Raw genomic sequence first — 12,486 nt, forward strand, 5'->3', positions numbered from 1 at the left:
TTGGCCAAAGGTCCGCGCGGACGGCTCAGGAGCCGAGCGCGTGGGCTTCGGCATGCGGGGGCGCGGCCTCAGGGCACCAGATAGTGGGCGGTCCAGTCGGCCCTCGGCACCTCGGAGCCGAGGGCGTAGCTGAAGTCTTTGATGTCCAGGCCGTCGGCCGTGGTGTGGCAGCGGTAGGAGAGGTGATACCAGCGCCCGGCGCTGCGCACCGCCGCGCCGGGCGCGGCGATGGAATCGCTCCCCACCTTCGTATCGGCGAAGGCATAGGCCACCAGCTCGTCCGGCCGCATGTCGTGGTGCTCGCGGCTGATCACGCCCATGGCCCGCGCGTTGCAGCGCTGCTCCACGCGGGCGGCGGGGTCCAGGTGGCGGATCATCTCGTCGCGCTTCGGCGGGGAGGCCTGGGCGGCGCCGGCGCACAGCAGGAGGGCGGCCGCGGCGGCGGCAGGGCGATGACGGGGTGCCAAGGGATGCCTTTCGCTCGAAGGGGCGCGAGCGGTCCCGCTCCACCCCGGTGTGCCTCGCCCGCGCGTCGCACGGGCCATTCGCGGTCGACTTAAGTCGAATCTGTGGCGAGGATGAGGAGCCGACGCGCCGCGGCCCCGGCGCAGATTGGCCCCGGCCGGCGATCGTGCGATATGTATCCCGACTACACAGCGTGACGGGCGGCCCCGCCGCCCGCTCGGAAGCTCGCCATGCCGGACGCACCGAACCGACCCATGATCCTCGCCGTGCAGGGCGCCGACCGCGAGGTGATCCAGGCGCTGCTGGTGGAGGCGGCGCGCCGGCTGAAGGCGCAGGGCGCCCACGTGATCGGCGTGGTGGAGGACATGGTGCCCGGCATCGCCCACCAGGACGTGATGCTGCTCGACCTCGTGACCGGCGCCACCAACCGCCTGCACCAGGATCTCGGCCCCGGCTCCAGCGGCTGCAGCCTGGACCCGGAGGGACTTGCCGCCGCCTGCGCGGGGGTGGAGAGCGCCATCGCCGCGCGGCTCGCCCAGGCGGGCGCGGAGGGGGAAGACGGCGCCGGCACGGTGGTCGTCCTGTCCAAGTTCGGCCGCCAGGAAGCGGAGGGGCGGGGCCTCACCGCCGCTTTCCATGCCGCGGTGGCGGCCGAGTTCTTCATCCTCACCTCCGTCTCCCCCACCGTGGCGGAGGAGTGGGGCGGCTTCTCCGGCGACATGGCGCGCCTCGCGCCAGCCGAGCTCGCGGAGGTGGAGGCCTGGTGGCGCGGCGTGCCAGCCCTCACGTCCTGACAGGGCCTTCCGGTCCTAACCGATGTCGTCGAGGCTGCGGCCGGCGGTCTCGATACGGAAGGCGTAGGTGAGCACCGCGCCCAGCACCGACGTGCCGGCCAGGATGTAGAGCAGCGTCGCGGTGCCGATCTCCGCCAGCAGGATGGGGAACAGGAAGGCGGTCATGACCGCTCCGAGCTTCGCGAATGCCGCCGCGAAGCCCGCCCCCATGCCGCGGATGTGGGTGGGGAACACCTCGCCCGCCAGCAGGTAGGTCTGCGCGTTGGGGCCGAGATTGGTCATGAAGTTGAACAGCATGAAGCCGCCGAAGACGAGAAGAAGCCGCGGCCCGTCGGTATAGTAAGTGGAGAAGGCGGCGATGAGCAGCCCCGCCGCGCAGCCGACGAAGCCGATGATCTGCAGCGGAATGCGCCCCACCCGATCAGCCAGCAGCACGGCGGCGCCGATGCCGACGATGAGCAGCAGGTCGATGGCGGCCGCGCCCTCCGCCGCCAGCTCGTCGCTGGCGATGATGTCGGTGAGGTCCTGGGCATGGGTGGCGGCGACGCCCAGGGCCGCGGCCAGGATGGTGGGCGTGAAGATGCCGATGCCGTAGGTGCCGAGATCCTGAAGGAACCAGGGCACGGAGGCGAGGATGGTGGCGCGGCGGTTGCGCGCGCTGAACAGCGCCGTGGGGTGGCGCTCCTCCTTGGCGTGGGGCTTGTGCCGGGCGGTGAGCTTGATGTGCTTGGGATATTGCGGCTTGCGCCGGAGCAGCTTGTGGGCCTCGCGCTCGGCATCGGCGTGGCGGCCGTGCACCATCAGCCAGGAGGGGCTCTCGGTGACGAAGAAGCGGCCGACCACCACCGCCAGCGCGGGCAGGATGGCGACCGCGTACATGAGGCGCCAGCCGGTCACGTTCGAGAGGTTGGAGAGCACGAGATAGCCCACCAGCGTGCCGGTGAGCGCGCCCACCGCCTGGAAGCCGAAGGCGCCGAGCACCAGCCGCCCCCGCGCGCGGGTGGGGATGCTCTCCGAGATCACCATGTGGGCGGTGGGGTAGTCGCAGCCGAGGGCCACGCCCATGCCGAACAGGAACGCCACCGTCCAGTAGAAGCTGGGGCTGGCCGAGAGCAGGGCCAGGAAGATGATGAACAGCACCATCTCCACGATGAACATCATCTTGCGGCCGAACTGGTCGGCGAGCCCGCCCAGGAACAGCGCGCCGACGAGGATACCGGCGAGGCTCGCCGCGCCCACCAGGCCGTGCTCGAAGGCGTTCATGCCGAACTCCCGCGACATCAGCGGCATGGCCACGCCGGTCATGAACACCACGAGGCCCTCGAAGAACTTGCCGGCCGCCGCGAGCCACCAGATGCGCCACTGCATGCTGGTCATGGGGGCGGCGCCCACTGGCGTGCCATCGGGCCACAGGGGGGCTTCGTCGATATAGTCCTGGACCGATTTCCCCGCCGTGGCGGTCGCGTCCGCGCGCATCTCGTTCATGGTGTCGCCCCCAATCTGCGATGCCGAGGGAAACCTCTTTACCGTGAAACCGTTGTGACGGCAGCGGCCCCTGGCGGCCATGCCCGTGCCGGGCTATGGATAAAAGACGCAGGCGCATATGCGCGCGGGCCGGGCCCCGCCGGGCGCCGCGACCCAAGCCCGCAGGACGGGACCGGCGCGTGCCGGGGCCGTGCTGCGCCGCCCGCGACATCCGGTATGCGAGAGGCCGCCATGTTCCTGCGTCGCCACACCCTCCAGCGCTTCTTCCCGCGCCTGCCCGCATGGGCGCCCGCCGCCGCGCCCCTCGCGCTGGCCGCGTTCCTTTCCGCCTGCCAGGGCTCGCCGGACAATTGGGGCACCGGCGTCGTCAAGCAGACCGACGGCTTCGGCGACTATTCCGAGACGGTGGTGGCCATTCCCAAGCCCACCGCCGGCCCGCGCCAGTTCCAGTGCGCGGGGCCGTTCGCGCCCAACAGCACCGCCATCAACCTCGCGGCCGATTTCGGCCAGGCCAACGTGATCACCGGCACCGTCACCTCGCCGGACGGCAGCACCTCCTCCGGCGTGGTGGTGCTGCCCAACGATCCCGCCCTCGCCATGGAGATCTCCTTCAAGGACCCCGGCGCGCTGGCCGCGCCGCGCCGGATCTCCTTCACCGAGGAGAGCGCCTGGACCGTGAACGGCATCGGCATCGGCGCCTCCGTCGCCGATCTCGAGAAGGCGAACGGCGGCCCGTTCCGCATCCAGGGCTTCGGCGGCCAGGCCGGCGGGGTGGTGGCCGACTGGCAGGGCGGGAAGCTCGCCAATCTCGGCGCCGGCTGCCGGCTGGGCGTGCAGCTCGCGCTTCCGGCCACGGTGAGCACCGCGGCCCAGGGCCGGATCTCCGGTCCGCGCCGGCTGTCCTCCACGGACGCCGGCGTGCGGGCGGCCAACCCAACGGTGGGCGTGTTCTGGATCAACTATCGCTGAGGCGGCCCGCCTGACCCTGGGGCAGCGTCAAGATGCGCGGGCGGCGGAGACCTCCGCTGCGTCCGCCTGTCTGGACACGTTCCAGCCTCGTGGCTAGCGTCCGGCCGGGCTGGGCGGTCGATGGGGGGACTGTTGGGCGTTCGGGCCGCAGAACATGACCCGGACCGCATGCGCCCAGGCTGAAGGGCGCCGCGCGGTCCTCGCCATTGGAGAGCCGAATGTCCAGGATATTGATGGGCGCCGCTGCCGCGGCGCTTCTGCTCGCGAGCGCCGCCCAGGCGGCGGATGCGCCGCCCGCCTTCAACCAGTGCAAGGCCTGCCACCGGGTCGAGGCCGGCAAGAATCTCGTCGGGCCGAGCCTGTTCGGCGTCTATGGCCGTCAGTCGGGCACTGTCGAAGGCTTCAATTACAGCCCGGCCATGAAGAACGCCAACCTCACGTGGGATGAGGCCTCGCTCACGAAGTACCTCTCCAATCCCAAGGAGGCCGTTCCGGGCAACAAGATGGCGTTCATGGGCCTGAAGAAGCCCGAGGACGTGAAGGCGGTGGTGGATTATCTCGCGACGCTGAAGTGACAGTCGCGCCGGGCGGGCATCAGGTGCGCCGGGCGCCCGCCCGGTGGGCGAAGGCCCACACACGGTACCCCGAAAACGTCCACAGCATGGTGACGGCCGTGGTGATGACCTGGGCGAGGAGATAGAAGACCCCGAGCCGGTGCACCAGCAGGTCCATCAGCGCGCCGTTGAGGATGAAGGAGACGAGCGCCACCACCATGAAGCGCGGCACCGCGCCGGCATGGCTGCGGGTCGATTCGAACGTGAAGGCGCGGTTGAGCACGTAGGACACCACCGCTCCCACCACGGCGCCGAGGGTGGAGGCCACCACCGGCCCGGCGATGCCCCGCTCCACGACGAGGGCCAGGGTGGCGAAATGCGCGCCCGTGGCGAGGATGCCGACCCAGGCGAAGGAAGCGATCTGCGCGAGCAGCGGCCGGTAGCGCCGCAGCAGGGCCGCGAGATTTGCGTGCAAGGCGTGATGCTCCCGCAGGGCAGGAATGGGAAAGGCGTCTTCCGTCGCCCGAAATTATGGTCTAAGGAAGCCCCATGGAGCCGGCACGCACGATTTTTCGCGCGTCACGCCGGCTAGAACCGCATCCATCGCCGCCGTGCGCCTCGTGCTCGCGCGATGGACTGATCCTCCAGGGGCGCGTGACCCGCGGCCCTTTTTTTGCGCCTAGAGCACGTTCCCAGGCCCGCGTCTTGTCGCGGGCGGGGGCGCGCCCGAGGCCCGCGTGATCCAGAGCGCCAGGAAGACATGCCGAAACGCACCGATCTCGAAACCATCCTCATCATCGGCGCCGGCCCGATCGTCATCGGCCAGGCGTGCGAGTTCGATTATTCCGGCACCCAGGCGGTGAAGGCGCTGAAGGAGGAGGGGTACCGAGTCGTTCTGGTGAACTCGAATCCGGCGACCATCATGACCGACCCGGACATGGCGGACGCCACCTATATCGAGCCCATCACCGCCGAGATCGTCGCCAAGATCATCGAGAAGGAGCGCGGCGACCGCTCCAAGGGGTTCGCCCTTCTGCCCACCATGGGCGGCCAGACGGCGCTCAACTGCGCCCTCTCGCTCAAGAAGATGGGCACGCTGGAGGCGTTCGACGTCGAGATGATCGGCGCCACCGCCGAGGCCATCGACAAGGCCGAGGACCGCGAGCTGTTCCGCGAGGCCATGACCAAGATCGGCCTCTCCACGCCCAAGTCGCGCCAGATCAAGACCCTCTCCCAGGCGCTGGAGGCGCTGGAGGTGGTGGGCCTGCCGGCCATCATCCGCCCCTCCTTCACCATGGGCGGCACCGGCGGCGGCATCGCCTACAACAAGGCCGAGTTCATCGAGATCATCGAGCGCGGCATCGATGCTTCCCCCACCAACGAGGTGCTGGTGGAAGAGAGCGTGCTGGGCTGGAAGGAGTATGAGATGGAGGTTGTCCGCGACAAGGCGGACAACTGCATCATCGTCTGCTCCATCGAGAACATCGATCCCATGGGCGTGCACACCGGTGATTCCATCACCGTCGCCCCGGCGCTGACGCTGACCGACAAGGAATACCAGATCATGCGCGACGCATCGCTTGCGGTGCTGCGCGAGATCGGTGTCGAGACCGGCGGCTCCAACGTGCAGTTCGCGGTGAACCCCGAGGACGGCCGCCTCATCGTCATCGAGATGAACCCGCGCGTGTCGCGCTCCTCGGCGCTGGCGTCGAAGGCCACCGGCTTCCCCATCGCCAAGGTGGCCGCCCGCCTCGCGGTGGGCTACACGCTGGACGAGATCGAGAACGACATCACCGGCGGCGCCACCCCGGCCTCCTTCGAGCCCACCATCGACTATGTGGTGACGAAGGTGCCGCGCTTCGCCTTCGAGAAGTTCCCCGGCGCCGACCCGGTGCTCACCACCGCCATGAAGTCGGTGGGCGAGGCCATGGCCATCGGCCGCACCTTCCAGGAATCCCTGCAGAAGGCCCTGCGTTCGCTGGAAACGGGCCTCACCGGCCTCGACGACATCGAGATTGAGGGCCTTGGCCAGGGCGACGACAAGAACGCCATCCGCGCCGCGCTCGGCAGGCCCACGCCCGACCGCCTGCTCTATGTGGCCCAGGCCATGCGGCTCGGCATGTCGGATGAGCAGATCCACGCCGCCTGCAAGATCGACCGCTGGTTCCTGGCGGAGATCCGCGGCATTGTGGAGGCGGAGGAGAAGATCCGCCGCCTCGGCCTGCCCGCCACCCCCGGCGCCTTCCGCAGGCTGAAGGCCATGGGCTTCTCCGACTCGCGCCTCGCGACCCTCACCGGCCGCGCCGAGGCGGACGTGCGGGCCCAGCGCCGCGCGCTCGACGTGCACCCGGTCTACAAGCGCATCGACACCTGCGCCGCCGAGTTCGCCTCGCCCACCGCCTACATGTACTCGACCTACGAGACCCCCTTCGCGGGCGCGCTCGCCGACGAGGCGCGGCCCTCCGACCGCGAGAAGGTCATCATCCTGGGCGGCGGTCCGAACCGCATCGGCCAGGGCATCGAGTTCGACTATTGCTGCTGCCACGCGGCCTTCGCTCTCAAGGACGTCGGCTACGAGGCCATCATGGTCAACTGCAACCCCGAGACGGTCTCCACCGACTACGACACCTCGGACCGGCTCTATTTCGAGCCGCTCACCGCCGAGGACGTGCTGGAGCTGATCGAGCGGGAGCGCACCAACGGCAAGGTGCGGGGCGTCATCGTGCAGTTCGGCGGCCAGACCCCGCTGAAGCTCGCCAAGGCGCTCGCCGACGCCAACGTGCCGATCCTGGGCACATCCCCCGACGCCATCGACCTGGCCGAGGACCGCGACCGCTTCAAGCACCTGCTGGAGCGCCTCGCCATCCGCCAGCCGGCCAACGGCATCGCCTATTCGGTGGAGCAGGCGCGGCTGGTCGCCTCCGACCTCGGCTATCCCATGGTGGTGCGCCCCTCCTACGTGCTGGGCGGCCGGGCCATGCAGATCATCCGCGAGGAGAGCCAGCTCGGCGACTACCTGCTGGAGACCCTGCCGGGCCTCGTGCCGCAGGAGATCAAGGCCCGCTACCCCAACGACAAGACCGGCCAGATCAACACGGTGCTGGGCAAGAACCCGCTCCTGTTCGACCGCTACCTGTCCGACGCCATCGAGATGGACGTGGACGCGCTCTGCGACGGCAAGGACGTGTTCATCGCCGGCATCATGGAACACATCGAGGAGGCCGGCATCCATTCGGGCGACAGCGCCTGCTCGCTGCCGCCCTATTCCCTGAGCCCGAAGATCCTCGCGGAGCTGGAGAAGCAGACCGCGGCCATGGCCCTGGCTCTGGGCGTCGGCGGCCTCATGAACGTGCAGTACGCCATCAAGGACGACGACATCTACGTCCTCGAGGTGAACCCGCGCGCCTCGCGCACGGTGCCGTTCGTGGCCAAGGTCATCGGCCTGCCCATCGCCAAGCTCGCCGCGCGGGTGATGGCGGGGGAGAAGATCGCGGACTTCGATCTCAAGAAGCCGAAGTTCGACCATATCGCCATCAAGGAGGCGGTGTTCCCCTTCGCCCGCTTCCCGGGCGTGGACACCGTGCTCGGCCCGGAGATGCGCTCCACCGGCGAGGTGATGGGCCTCGACACCGACTTCGGCGTCGCCTTCGCCAAGAGCCAGCTCGGCGGCGGCACCAAGGTGCCGAAGGCCGGCACCGTGTTCATCTCCCTGCGTGAGCATGACAAGGCGCGCATCCTGCCGTCGGTGCAGATGCTCCAGGACCTGGGCTTCAAGGTGATCGCCACCTCCGGCACCCAGCGCTTCCTGGAGGAGCACGGCATTTCCGCCACCAAGATCAACAAGGTTCTGGAAGGCCGTCCCCATATCGTGGACGCCATCAAGAACGGTGAGGTGCAGCTGGTGTTCAACACCACCGAGGGCGCGCAGGCTCTTGCGGACAGCCGCTCCCTCCGGCGCGCGGCCCTCTTGCAGAAAGTGCCGTATTACACCACGCTGTCGGGTGCCGTCGCGGCGGCGGAGGGGATCAAGGCCTATGTGGGGGGCGACCTGAAGGTGCGCCCGCTCCAGGACTATTTCCACGCCGCCGACGACCCGCTGGCGCGGAGCAAGACCTCCGTCGCCTGAGGGATTCACGGACAGGTTGAGCAGCGCGGGCGTTTCGGCGTCCGCGCGTGGTGGTTATTTTGTCTCCTGTGTCCGGTGGGGGTCGCGTGGCGTCAGCCGGGCGGTTCTGGCGCGGGGCCGGCGGGAGACCGGGTTCCATGCCGTCGCTGCCGTGCCGCTGGTTTCCGCGTTGCGCGGGCACGGAGTTTTTTGAAGGGCGACGGGCCGCGGGGCGGCATGTCGCGCAGAACAGTTTCAGGAGGTCTTGAAAGGACCCATGGAGAAGATTCCCATGACCATCGGGGGCCATGCCGCCCTCGAGCAGGAGTTGAAGCAGCGCCAGCAGGTGGAGCGCCCGCGCATCATCGCCGCCATCGCCGAGGCGCGCGCCCACGGCGACCTCTCCGAGAATGCCGAGTATCACGCCGCCAAGGAGCTGCAGTCTCTCAATGAGGGTCGCATCGCGGAGCTGGAGGACAAGATCTCCCGCGCCGAGGTGATCGACGTGACCAAGCTCTCGGGAGACGTGGTGAAGTTCGGCGCCACCGTCACCCTGGTGGACGAGGACACCGAGGAAGAGCGGGTCTGGCAGATCGTCGGCGACAGCGAGGCGGATGCCAAGGCGGGCCGCATCTCCATTTCCTCACCCATGGCGCGGGCCCTCATCGGCAAGAAGAAGGGCTCCTCCGTGGAGGTGGTGACCCCCAAGGGCGCCCGTTCGTTCGAGATCGTCGAGGTGCGCTGGTCCTGACGGCCTGGCGTCGTTCCCAATGTAACGGGCCCCGGTCTTCGACCGGGGCCCGTTGAGTTTCACCCAGGCGCCCGGCGGGCTTGAGGCAGGGGCATTTGCGCCACGCTCATGGGCGTTGATGCTATTTTGCCGGCGCCGGAGCGATCTCTGCCTCCGCCGTCGCGCCGTAGACCTCGCGCGTGAGGTCCACCCAGGCCCGCGCGGCGCGCGAGAGGTAGCCGCCGCGCCGCCACACCAGCGCCATGTGCCACTGGGTGCCCGGCTCCTCCAGCAGCACCAGCGACACCGCCGAGGTGCGCCGCAGCGCGGCGATGGTCATGGGCAGGAAGGCGACGCCGAGGCGCGCGGCCACCAGCTCCACGATGAAGTCGATCTGCCCGCTGCGGGCCGCCACCGTGGGTGCGAAGCCGTTGCGCTCGCACGCCTCCAGCAGCACCTTGTTGAGCGCGAAGCCCTGCTCGAACAGGATGAAGGGCGAGGCGGACAGCGCGCCGATGCCCACCGCCTTCTTCCCCGCCAGCGGGTGGTCCTTGTGCATCACCACCATCAGCGGCTCGCACCGCACGGGCTGGAAATCGAAATCCTCCGCCGTGGGCAGAAGGGAGGCGGCGAGTTCCACCTCGCCCGCCAGCACGATCTCCTCCAGCCGCTTGGAGCCCTGCTCGGTCAGGCGGATGTCGATGCCCGGATAGCGCGCCCGGTAGATGGCGAACAGCGGCGCGAACAGCGTGCTGGCGCCCAGCGGCGGCAGGCCGAGCCGCAGCGTGCCGGTGCGGAGCCCGCGCAGGTCGGCGAGCTCGGCGATGAGGTCGTCGCGCTCGGCCAGCATGGTGAGCGCCCGTCGGTAAACGATCTCCCCGGCGGCGGTGAGCACGCTCTTGTGGCCGATGCGGTCGAGCAGCGGAACGCCCAGCTCCTCCTCCAGCTGCTTCACCGCCTTGGAGATGGTGGGCTGGGTGGCGAACACCACCTTGGCGGCCTGGGAGAAGCCGCCCTGGCGCACCACCTCGACGAAGGCCCTCAGGGTCCGCAGTTCCATTCAATTCCTCTATGGAATGGATTGAATTCAGTCAATTCATTTTCATAATAGCGGGGGCGGCACTATCTTCAGGGTGACGGCACTGGAGGTGCCCCCATGTTTACCAAAATGCCTGTTCCCAAGCGCGCGTTCCGGCGCAGCGCCGTTCTATTCCGCTCCACCCTGCATCGCTCGGGCCTGATGCAGATCGCCGTGCTCGCGCTGTTCTGGGGGCTCGGCGAGGCGTTGGTGCGCGTCGCCCATCTGCCCCTTCCCGGCGGCATCGTCGGCATGGCGGTGGTGCTTGTTCTGCTCGCCAGCGGCTGGATCCGCCCCAAGGCCGTGCGGCGCGGGGCCTCCTGGCTCATCGCCGAGATGCTCCTGTTCTTCGTGCCGGCGGTGATGGCGGTGCTCGACCATCATGAGTTCGTGGGGCTGCTCGGCCTCAAGATCGTGGCCGTCATCCTGGTGGGCACGGTGCTCGTCATGGGCGGCACGGCGCTGACCGTGGACCTGTGCTACCGCTGGCGCGCGCGGCGGGAGGAGACCCATGCCGGCGCTTGACGCCCTGGAGGCGACCCTCTTCTGGTCGGCGGTCACCATCGGCGCCTATCTCGTGTCGCGCTTCATCGCCCGGCGCTGGCGCTTCTGGTGGACCTCGCCGCTGCTGCTCACGCCCATCCTGGTGGGCGTGGTCGCGGTCACCCTGCACGCGGGCTATGCGGAATACATCCGCTCCACCCACTGGCTGGTGCTGATGCTGGGCCCGGCGACGGTGGCCTTCGCCATTCCCATCTACGAGCAGCGGGCGGTCATCCGCCGGCACTGGCCGGTGCTGCTGCTGGGCGTGCTGGTGGGCTCGTCCATCGCCATGGTGGCGGCCTTCTTCATGGCCTCCTGGCTCGGCCTGTCGTCCACGATGCAGCTCTCGCTGATGCCGCGCTCCACTTCCACGCCCTTCGCGATGGCGGTTTCCGACGACATCGGCGGCTTGCCGGACCTCACGGCGGTGTTCGTGATTCTCACCGGCGTCTGCGGCGCGGCGCTGGGGGAGGTGCTGCTGAAGGTGATGCCGCTGCGCTCCTCCCTGGCGCGGGGCGCCCTGTTCGGCATGGGCGCTCACGGCGCGGGCGTCGCCAAGGCGCACCAGATCGGCGGCGAGGAAGGGTCCATCGCCGGCCTCGTGATGGTGCTGGCGGGCCTGTTCAACGTGATGATGGCGCCGGCCGTGGCCTACCTGCTGCGCTGAGGCGCCCGCATCAGGTCGCTCGCGTGCACGGTGGCCGCCACCAGCACCACGGTGGCGCCGAGCTGGTGGGCCAGCGCCACCGGCAGCGCGACGGCGGAAAGCAGGGTGGCGATGCCGAGCGTCGCCTGGAGGCTCACCAGCATGAAGAGGATGAGTGCGCCGCACGCCGCCGGCGTGCGGCGCACGGCGATGGCGTGGAGCAGGCTCGCCGCCCACAGGGCATAGGCGATCATGCGGTGGTCGAACTGGACCGTGAGCGCGTTCTCGAACACATTGCGCCACCAGGGCTGAGCCGCCAGGAGCTGCTCTGGCGGCGGGATGAGATGCCCGTCCATGAGCGGCCATGTGTCGAAGGCCATGCCGGCGTCGAGCCCGGCCACCAGCCCGCCCGCGAAGATCTGCGCCAGCACGAGGCCGACGAGCCCCAGGGCGCCTGCGCGCAGCCGCCTCGGCGCAGCCGGGCCGGGAAGGGCCGGGGCGAGAGCGCGCGCCAGCGCCACGGTGGCGCACAGGATGAGGCAGGCGAGGGTGAGGTGTACCGCAAGCCGGTACTGGCTGACGGACGTGCGCGCGCTGAGCCCGGAGGCCACCATCCACCAGCCCACGGCCCCCTGCAGCCCGCCGAGCGCGAACAGCCCCATGCACAGGGCCAGCACCCGCCCCCGGATCGCCCCGGTGGCCGCGAACCAGAGCAGCGGCAGCAGGAAGGCGGCGCCCGTGAGCCTTCCCAGCAGCCGGTGCGCCCATTCCCACCAGTAGATGCGCTTGAAGGCGTCGATCCCCATGCCCTTGTTGAGGATCTCATATTGGGGAATGGCCTTGTAGCGGTCGAATTCAGCCGCCCAGGCCGCCGGCGAGAGGGGCGGGAAAATGCCGGTCACGGGCTTCCATTCGGTGATGGAGAGGCCGGATTCGGTGAGCCGCGTGGCCCCGCCCACCACCACCATGGCCATGATGAGCGCGGCGATGGCCCAGAGCCACAGCCGCACCGCCCGCGGCGCGCCGGCCGGCGCGTGCCGCAGGCACTCGTCCCGCGTGAAGGGGCGCGCGATGTTCCGCGTGGCCTCCATCATGGCCTTCCTCCGTGCCGGCGGCC

At 69.5% G+C, this 12,486-nt stretch carries 12 protein-coding genes; 7 read left to right on the forward strand and 5 right to left on the reverse strand.

Going from position 1 to position 12,486, the window contains the following annotated elements; all coding sequences use genetic code 11:
* Window positions 1–68 precede the first annotated feature (68 nt).
* The gene (locus tag V5F75_RS09235; RefSeq protein ID WP_394038013.1) at window positions 69–467 is read right to left on the reverse strand and encodes a DUF930 domain-containing protein; all 399 of its coding nucleotides are present in this window, start codon (window positions 465–467) and stop codon (window positions 69–71) included.
* A gap of 228 nt (window positions 468–695) precedes the next feature.
* Here V5F75_RS09235 and V5F75_RS09240 point away from each other — a divergent pair, with 228 nt between their 5' ends.
* A complete protein-coding gene (locus V5F75_RS09240) occupies window positions 696–1,259 on the forward strand; it encodes a DUF2478 domain-containing protein (RefSeq protein ID WP_394038015.1) in 564 nt (187 codons plus the stop codon).
* A 15-nt stretch (window positions 1,260–1,274) separates the two neighbouring features.
* Here the strand turns inward: V5F75_RS09240 and V5F75_RS09245 are convergent, their stop codons facing one another.
* A complete protein-coding gene (locus V5F75_RS09245; RefSeq protein ID WP_394038017.1) occupies window positions 1,275–2,744 on the reverse strand; it encodes an MFS transporter in 1,470 nt (489 codons plus the stop codon).
* Window positions 2,745–2,975: 231 nt separating this feature from the next.
* Here V5F75_RS09245 and V5F75_RS09250 point away from each other — a divergent pair, with 231 nt between their 5' ends.
* A complete protein-coding gene (locus V5F75_RS09250; RefSeq protein ID WP_394038019.1) occupies window positions 2,976–3,713 on the forward strand; it encodes a hypothetical protein in 738 nt (245 codons plus the stop codon).
* A 218-nt stretch (window positions 3,714–3,931) separates the two neighbouring features.
* Window positions 3,932–4,288, forward strand: coding sequence for a c-type cytochrome (locus V5F75_RS09255; protein WP_394038021.1), 357 nt, complete (start codon window positions 3,932–3,934; stop codon window positions 4,286–4,288).
* Between the two features lie 19 nt (window positions 4,289–4,307).
* On the opposite strand, the gene V5F75_RS09260 is transcribed toward V5F75_RS09255, so the two are convergent.
* Complete coding sequence (locus V5F75_RS09260) at window positions 4,308–4,742, reverse strand: GtrA family protein (protein ID WP_394038023.1); 435 nt, start codon at window positions 4,740–4,742, stop codon at window positions 4,308–4,310.
* A gap of 285 nt (window positions 4,743–5,027) precedes the next feature.
* Between V5F75_RS09260 and carB the strand changes: the two genes are divergently transcribed.
* Together carB and greA are read left to right on the forward strand one after the other, a co-directional pair.
* Window positions 5,028–8,393, forward strand: a complete 3,366-nt coding sequence (gene carB, locus V5F75_RS09265; RefSeq protein ID WP_394038025.1) for a carbamoyl-phosphate synthase large subunit — start codon at window positions 5,028–5,030, stop codon at window positions 8,391–8,393.
* A 256-nt stretch (window positions 8,394–8,649) separates the two neighbouring features.
* Window positions 8,650–9,123 (forward strand): transcription elongation factor GreA, encoded by a 474-nt coding sequence (gene greA, locus V5F75_RS09270; protein ID WP_394038027.1) that lies wholly within the window; start codon window positions 8,650–8,652, stop codon window positions 9,121–9,123.
* Between the two features lie 121 nt (window positions 9,124–9,244).
* Here greA and V5F75_RS09275 read toward each other — a convergent pair whose 3' ends face one another.
* On the reverse strand, window positions 9,245–10,162 hold the full coding sequence (locus V5F75_RS09275) for a LysR family transcriptional regulator (RefSeq protein WP_394038029.1): 918 nt from the start codon (window positions 10,160–10,162) through the stop codon (window positions 9,245–9,247).
* Between the two features lie 108 nt (window positions 10,163–10,270).
* Here V5F75_RS09275 and V5F75_RS09280 point away from each other — a divergent pair, with 108 nt between their 5' ends.
* The gene (locus tag V5F75_RS09280) at window positions 10,271–10,705 is read left to right on the forward strand and encodes a CidA/LrgA family protein (RefSeq protein WP_394038035.1); all 435 of its coding nucleotides are present in this window, start codon (window positions 10,271–10,273) and stop codon (window positions 10,703–10,705) included.
* Window positions 10,692–11,390, forward strand: a complete 699-nt coding sequence (locus tag V5F75_RS09285) for an LrgB family protein (RefSeq protein ID WP_394038031.1) — start codon at window positions 10,692–10,694, stop codon at window positions 11,388–11,390. Before V5F75_RS09280 ends, V5F75_RS09285 begins: the two co-directional genes overlap by 14 nt.
* Here V5F75_RS09285 and V5F75_RS09290 read toward each other — a convergent pair.
* Entirely contained in the window at window positions 11,375–12,463 is a 1,089-nt protein-coding gene (locus V5F75_RS09290; protein ID WP_394041029.1) for a COX15/CtaA family protein, read from the reverse strand. The two genes, V5F75_RS09285 and V5F75_RS09290, sit on opposite strands and share 16 nt — an antisense overlap.
* Window positions 12,464–12,486 lie beyond the last annotated feature (23 nt).

The sequence above is a fragment of the Xanthobacter albus genome, from assembly GCF_043194895.2.
In the GTDB taxonomy this organism is placed as follows: domain Bacteria; phylum Pseudomonadota; class Alphaproteobacteria; order Rhizobiales; family Xanthobacteraceae; genus Xanthobacter.

Excerpts from the sequence above, each read along its gene's own strand:
- V5F75_RS09240 (WP_394038015.1), top strand. The coding sequence starts at position 696 with ATGCCGGACGCACCGAACCGACCCATGATCCTCGCCGTGCAGGGCGCC.
- V5F75_RS09245 (WP_394038017.1), bottom strand. The coding sequence starts at position 2,744 with ATGAACGAGATGCGCGCGGACGCGACCGCCACGGCGGGGAAATCGGTC.
- V5F75_RS09250 (WP_394038019.1), top strand. The coding sequence starts at position 2,976 with ATGTTCCTGCGTCGCCACACCCTCCAGCGCTTCTTCCCGCGCCTGCCC.
- V5F75_RS09255 (WP_394038021.1), top strand. The coding sequence starts at position 3,932 with ATGTCCAGGATATTGATGGGCGCCGCTGCCGCGGCGCTTCTGCTCGCG.
- carB (WP_394038025.1), top strand. The coding sequence starts at position 5,028 with ATGCCGAAACGCACCGATCTCGAAACCATCCTCATCATCGGCGCCGGC.
- greA (WP_394038027.1), top strand. The coding sequence starts at position 8,650 with ATGGAGAAGATTCCCATGACCATCGGGGGCCATGCCGCCCTCGAGCAG.
- V5F75_RS09275 (WP_394038029.1), bottom strand. The coding sequence starts at position 10,162 with ATGGAACTGCGGACCCTGAGGGCCTTCGTCGAGGTGGTGCGCCAGGGC.
- V5F75_RS09280 (WP_394038035.1), top strand. The coding sequence starts at position 10,271 with ATGCCTGTTCCCAAGCGCGCGTTCCGGCGCAGCGCCGTTCTATTCCGC.
- V5F75_RS09285 (WP_394038031.1), top strand. The coding sequence starts at position 10,692 with ATGCCGGCGCTTGACGCCCTGGAGGCGACCCTCTTCTGGTCGGCGGTC.
- V5F75_RS09290 (WP_394041029.1), bottom strand. The coding sequence starts at position 12,463 with ATGATGGAGGCCACGCGGAACATCGCGCGCCCCTTCACGCGGGACGAG.